The organism is Enterobacter chinensis (assembly GCF_034008295.1).
GTDB lineage: Bacteria > Pseudomonadota > Gammaproteobacteria > Enterobacterales > Enterobacteriaceae > Enterobacter > Enterobacter chinensis.
Genome location: NZ_JARDVI010000004.1, coordinates 524,785 through 530,784, shown reverse-complemented (window position 1 = coordinate 530,784; position 6,000 = coordinate 524,785). Strand labels below are relative to the sequence as shown.

The 6,000-nt window shown below is 58.4% G+C and carries 4 protein-coding genes and 1 tRNA gene; 3 read left to right on the top strand and 2 right to left on the bottom strand.

Going from position 1 to position 6,000, the window contains the following annotated elements; genetic code table 11:
- Positions 1 to 57: 57 nt before the first annotated feature.
- The gene (gene ldtA, locus PYW49_RS15140) at positions 58 to 957 is read right to left on the bottom strand and encodes a L,D-transpeptidase (RefSeq protein WP_320386867.1); all 900 of its coding nucleotides are present in this window, start codon (positions 955 to 957) and stop codon (positions 58 to 60) included.
- A gap of 191 nt (positions 958 to 1,148) precedes the next feature.
- On the opposite strand from ldtA, the gene shiA reads away from it, so the two are divergent.
- The 3 genes from shiA (at position 1,149) to PYW49_RS15125 (ending at position 5,784) form a co-directional block, all read left to right on the top strand.
- Positions 1,149 to 2,465, top strand: a complete 1,317-nt coding sequence (gene shiA, locus PYW49_RS15135) for a shikimate transporter (RefSeq protein ID WP_320386866.1) — start codon at positions 1,149 to 1,151, stop codon at positions 2,463 to 2,465.
- A gap of 73 nt (positions 2,466 to 2,538) precedes the next feature.
- Positions 2,539 to 3,993, top strand: a complete 1,455-nt coding sequence (locus PYW49_RS15130) for an AMP nucleosidase (RefSeq protein ID WP_134347963.1) — start codon at positions 2,539 to 2,541, stop codon at positions 3,991 to 3,993.
- 18 nt (positions 3,994 to 4,011) lie between these two features.
- The gene (locus PYW49_RS15125; protein WP_320386865.1) at positions 4,012 to 5,784 is read left to right on the top strand and encodes an aminopeptidase P family protein; all 1,773 of its coding nucleotides are present in this window, start codon (positions 4,012 to 4,014) and stop codon (positions 5,782 to 5,784) included.
- A gap of 137 nt (positions 5,785 to 5,921) precedes the next feature.
- On the opposite strand, the gene PYW49_RS15120 is transcribed toward PYW49_RS15125, so the two are convergent.
- Positions 5,922 to 5,997 (bottom strand) — tRNA-Asn (locus PYW49_RS15120).
- Positions 5,998 to 6,000 lie beyond the last annotated feature (3 nt).

Below are 6,000 nucleotides of genomic sequence, written 5' to 3'. Positions count from 1 at the left end.
CCCGACCTACGGATCGGTAGGCCGGGTAAGGCGAAGCCGCCACCCGGCAAAATGCCCTCAGTTGCCAAGCTTAACCGGCATCCCCGACCGCCGTTCCAGCTCAGCACCCGCCCCCTCGTTTATCAACTGTGTCCGCAGCGCGGGGGTAATCGGCAACGGTACCTTATTGGTTGATTCAAATTCCGCACGGTTACGTGACAGTGGCTCATGCACTTCCACCCAGCGGCTACCGTCCGGTTCGGTGGTGGTTTTAACGGGCCGATCGATAAGCTGCACGCGGGTTCCTACGGGGACATTATCGAAAAGGTATTTGATGTCGTTATTACGCAGACGAATACAGCCCTGGCTCACCCGTAGCCCGATGCCGAAATTCGAGTTTGTGCCGTGAATGGCGTACAGCCTGCCGATATATATCGCATACAGCCCCATCGGGTTATCTGGACCGGCAGGAACAAATGCAGGCAGCGTTTTCCCTTCTGCCGCATGGGCGCGGCGCGTATTGGGCGTAGGTGACCAGGTGGGTCCTTCCTGCTTGCGTTCAACCGCCGTCACCCAGTTACGCGGCGTTTCGCGCCCGGCCTGACCGATACCGATGGGCAGCACTTCAACGGTGTTACCGCCTGGCGGATAGTAGTAGAGGCGCATTTCTGCCGCATTAACGATAATGCCTTCCCGGACGGTGTCAGGCAAAATCAGCTGCTGGGGTATCACCAGCCGGGTGCCGGATTTGGGCAAAAAAGGATCCACGCCAGGGTTCGCTTCCAGCATATTACTTAGCCCCTGCCCGTAGCGCGCGGCAAACGCTTCAAGCGGTAACGTATTGCGATCCGGCACGGTGATGACCTGAGAGCTGCCCACCAGACGACTGCCCGTCGGCGGTAAAGGATAGCTCACCGCCTGCACGCTCTGGCTGATAAGTAATGCAGCAAGACAGCCCAACACCTCTTTACGACACATATTCCCTTCCTCAGTCGCTTCGCTCTTTATTAAGCATAGCGTAGCCGTTTTGCATTACCCATCAGGAAATAAAATCAGTTTGCACAACCTCCCTGTCGCGGTAGTCTCATAGGTTCCGTTTATACGACGGCTGCTATGTGAGTGACCTTTTCTTATACCAATAATTAAAAATCAGTGCAGACAGGACAACTATGGATTCCACTCTCACCTCCACACGCCCCAATGAGGAGACACCTTCGCTCAATCGTGCCCGCCGCGCAGCCTTAGGCAGCTTCGCGGGTGCCGTCGTCGACTGGTATGATTTTCTGCTCTACGGCATTACCGCCGCCCTGGTCTTTAACCGCGAGTTCTTTCCGCAGATCAGCCCCGCGATGGGTACGCTCGCCGCGTTTGCCACCTTTGGCGTCGGCTTTCTGTTTCGCCCGCTGGGCGGTGTGATCTTCGGCCACTTCGGCGACCGCCTCGGTCGCAAACGCATGCTGATGCTCACCGTCTGGATGATGGGGATCGCCACCGCGCTGATTGGCATTCTCCCTTCGTTTTCCGCCATCGGCTGGTGGGCACCGGTATTGCTGGTCACGTTACGCGCCATTCAGGGTTTCGCCGTGGGCGGCGAATGGGGGGGCGCGGCGCTGCTATCCGTAGAGAGCGCGCCGAAAAATAAGAAAGCATTTTACAGCAGCGGCGTGCAGGTCGGGTACGGCGTAGGTCTGCTCCTTTCCACCGGGCTGGTCTCCTTAATCAGCCAGCTCACCACCGACGAGCAGTTCCTGAGCTGGGGCTGGCGCATTCCGTTCATCTTCAGCATCGTGCTGGTCATCGCCGCGCTGTGGATCCGTAACGGGATGGAAGAGTCCGCTGAATTCGAACAGCAGCAGCAGGAAAAACCAGCTGCCAAAAAACGGCTCCCGGTGATGGAAGCCCTGGTTCAGCACCCTGGCGCTTTTCTGAAAATTATCGCCCTGCGCCTGTGTGAACTGCTGACGATGTATATCGTCACCGCGTTTGCGCTGAACTACTCGACGCAAAACCTCGGCCTGCCGCGCGAATTGTTCCTGAATATCGGCCTGGTGGTCGGCGGGATCAGCTGCCTGACTATCCCCTGCTTCGCCTGGCTGGCGGACCGTTTTGGCCGCCGTCGCGTCTATATTACCGGAGCGCTGGTGGGTACCCTCAGCGCCTGGCCATTCTTTATGGCGCTGGAGGCGCAGTCAATCGTCTGGATTGTCTTCTTTGCCATCATGCTCGCTAACATCGCTCACGATATGGTGGTCTGCGTCCAGCAGCCGATGTTTACCGAACTGTTCGGCGCCAGCTACCGCTACAGCGGCGCAGGTGTGGGTTACCAGGTTGCAAGCGTTGTCGGCGGCGGGTTTACGCCGTTTATTGCTGCCGCGCTGGTGACCTTCTCCGGCGGAGACTGGCACAGCGTAGCGATTTATCTGCTGGCCGGCTGCCTGCTGTCGGCAGCTACGGCACTATTGATGAAAGAGACGAGCCACCGCTGATCTCACTTTTGTTTCACAGGCGTGTGACATACTATCGGGTAGAGTCGCACACCTGTGGAACAAGGAGACAGAGATGAATAATAAGGGCTCCAGCCTGACCCCGGCTCAGGCGCTGGAAAAACTCGACGCACTGTATGAACAGTCCGTCAATGCGCTGCGCAGCGCCATCAGCGAGTATATCGAAACAGGGAAACTCCCCGACGAAAAGGCCAGAACCGAGGGCCTTTTTGTTTATCCGTCGCTCTCTGTGACCTGGGACGGCAGCGCCAGCACTACGCCGAAAACTCGCGCCTATGCACGTTTTACCCACTCCGGCTGCTACAGCACCACCGTTACCCGCCCTGCACTGTTCCGCCCTTATCTTGAAGAGCAACTCACGCTGCTGTACCAGGACTACGGTGCGCACATTGCCGTTGAGCCTTCTCAGCATGAAATCCCGTATCCCTACGTAATTGACGGCTCAGCGTTGACGCTTGACCGCTCCATGAGCGCGGGGCTGACCCGCCACTTCCCGACCACTGAACTCTCGCAGATTGGTGATGAGACGGCTGACGGCATTTATCACCCGGCAGAATTCTCTCCCCTCTCGCATTTTGATGCCCGCCGGGTCGATTTCTCCCTGGCGCGCCTGCGCCACTACACCGGTACACCAGCCGAACATTTCCAGCCCTTCGTACTCTTTACCAACTACACCCGCTACGTCGACGAGTTTGTCCGCTGGGGCTGTAGCCAGATCCTCGACCCGGAGAGCCCTTACATCGCGCTGTCCTGTGCGGGCGGGATCTGGATCACTGCGGAGACCGAAGCCCCCGAGCAGGCCATTTCCGACCTTGCGTGGAAAAAACATCAGATGCCCGCCTGGCACCTGATCACCGCCGACGGTCAGGGCATTACGTTGATTAACATTGGCGTGGGTCCGTCAAATGCGAAAACTATCTGCGACCATCTGGCGGTACTGCGCCCGGACGTGTGGCTGATGATTGGCCACTGCGGCGGCCTGCGTGAAAGCCAGCTGATTGGCGATTACGTTCTCGCCCACGCCTACCTGCGTGACGACCACGTGCTTGATGCGGTACTGCCGCCGGATATCCCAATCCCGAGCATCGCCGAAGTGCAGCGTGCGCTGTATGACGCCACCAAAGAGGTCAGCGGCATGCCGGGTGAAGAGGTTAAACAGCGCCTGCGCACCGGCACGGTCGTCACGACCGATGACCGCAACTGGGAGCTGCGCTACTCTGCCTCCGCGCTGCGGTTTAACCTGAGTCGCGCGGTGGCGATTGATATGGAAAGCGCCACCATTGCCGCGCAGGGCTATCGCTTCCGCGTTCCCTACGGCACGCTGCTGTGCGTCTCCGATAAGCCGCTGCACGGCGAAATTAAGCTGCCGGGCCAGGCCAACCGCTTCTATGAAGGGGCGATATCCGAACATCTGCAAATTGGCATTCGCGCTATCGACCTGCTGCGGGCGGAAGGTGACAAGCTCCATTCCCGCAAGCTGCGCACCTTCAACGAGCCGCCGTTCCGCTAATCACGACAAGGATAAATAATGTACAGCACATCACCGCTCTCTGCCCTGCGCCAGTGGCTTGAAGCCAGCCATCTCGACGGAATGATCGTCCCGCGCGCCGATGCCTGGCAGAGTGAATACTGCGCGCCATACGATGAAAAGCTGGCCTGGCTGACGGGCTTTGACGGTTCGGCCGGCGTGGCGCTGGTGCTGCGGGACAAAGCGCTGCTGTTCGTCGATGGCCGCTATCAGGTTCAGGCGCGCGTGCAGGTCAATACGGATGAGGTTGAGATCCACCACCTGCATAACGAGCCGCTGGCGCAATGGCTGGTGGAAAACGTTGAGGAAGGTACACGCATCGGCTTTGACGCGCTGCTGATGACCAATACAGAGTTTGAGCAACTGTCTGCCACACCGTGCGAGCTGGTGCCTCTGCGTGAATCTCCTTTCGATACCCTGTGGGCTGACCGCCCTGCCGCACCGGCGGGGCTTATCCGTGAGATGCCGGTTGAACTCAGCGGCGAAAGCAGCGCAGACAAACGCCAACGCGTTGCCGCCGTGCTGGCGGCGAACAATGCCGATTATCTGGCCGTGACCCTGCCGGATAACATCGCCTGGCTCCTGAACGTGCGGGGGGCAGATATCCCTTACAGCCCGGTGCCGCTCTCCTTTGTCCTGCTTGGCCGTGACGGTCACGTTGAGTGGTTTGTTAACGACAATAAGCTCAGCGCCCTGCCTGACGATGTGCGCAATGCGTTCACCATTGCACCGCAGGACGCTTTTATTGAACGCTGCCAGCAGATTGCTGAAGGCAAACGGGTGATGGTTGATGCCGATTCCGCGCCGGTTGCTCTGCGCTTCGCCATTGAACCACGGGGAGAAATTGTCTGGCGGACCGACCCTATTACCCTGATGAAGGCCACTAAAAATCCGGTCGAACTGGCAGGTTACCGCGAGTGTCATCACCAGGACGGTGCCGCGTGGGTCAACTTCCTCGCCTGGCTGAGCCGTGAAGTGCCGCTGCGCGAAGCGGCAGGGCAACCGCTCACTGAACTGGACGCCCAGGCGCAGCAGCTTGCGTTCCGTCAACAGCAGCCTGGGTTCATCGAGCAGAGTTTTGCCACCATCTCCGCCTCTTCGAGCAATGCGGCGATGTGCCACTACCATTCGAGCGAGGCCAGCAACAAGCCCATCGGTCATGATCATTTTTACCTGAACGATTCCGGCGGCCAGTATGTTAATGGCACCACCGATGCCACGCGCACGCTGGCATGGGGTAAGGTCGATTCGCAGCAGCGCCTGCATTACACCGCCGTGCTGAGAGGCTTTCTGTCGCTAATTACCCTGCAGTTTCCTTCCGGCACGCAGGGGCATCAGCTGGATGCTTTTGCGCGTCGTCCGCTGTGGGAGATGGGGCTGGATTACGATCACGGTACGGGGCATGGCGTGGGGCATCAGCTTCTGATCCATGAAAACCCGCATCGTATTGCCAAAAAGGTCAACCCGTGGCCGCTGGTGGCGGGCAATATCATGACTATCGAACCGGGATACTATCTGGGCGATAGCCACGGTATTCGCATTGAAAACCAGGTGGAAGTTGTCGAAAGTCGTCCGGGATTCTGCACGTTTTCCTCGCTGACGCTGATCCCTGTCGATTTGAGCCAGGTCGAGCTGCAACTGCTGAGCGAGCAGGAAAAACAGTGGCTAGATGCGTATCACCAGCAGGTACGTGAGTCGCTGTTACCCCTGGTGAATAGCGATGCGCGTTCGTGGCTGATTGAGGCAACGGTGCCGATTAGCCTGGATCGATAGTGCGGCTTTTGCCGGGTGGCGGCTTTGCCTTACCCGGCCTACCGATCCGTAGGTCTGGTAAGCGTAGCGCCACCCGACAACTTTTTGCTAAACGCAGAAAAGCAAAAAGCCTGCTTTAAAAGCAGGCTTTTCAAATTTGGCTCCTCTGACTGGACTCGAACCAGTGACATACGGATTAACAGTCCGCCGTTCTACCGACTGAACTACAGAGGAATC